Raw genomic sequence first — 264 nt, forward strand, 5'->3', positions numbered from 1 at the left:
GGTGCAACAGTAAAAGTTGAAATCTTAGACAAAGATGGCAACCCTGTAGCAACAGGTGATGCGACTGTAGATCCAGAAGGTAACTGGTCGTTCACACCGACTGAAGAATTACCAGAAGGTGAATATACAGTTAAAGCTGAAGCGAAAGATGCGGTGGGTAATACTGCTACTGAAACTGCGGATGGCAAATTAACTGTAGATACAACTGCACCATCTGATACCGATGTAACGATTGATCCAATTGCGGATACAAACGATACAACA

The 264-nt window shown here is 42.8% G+C and carries 1 protein-coding gene; it reads left to right on the forward strand.

The features are described from left to right. Positions 1-264: Ig-like domain-containing protein (locus AC1M9H_RS14405; protein WP_481613661.1), on the forward strand; the 264-nt coding region annotated here is incomplete at both ends.

This window comes from Acinetobacter sp. ANC_7512 (genome assembly GCF_056779935.1).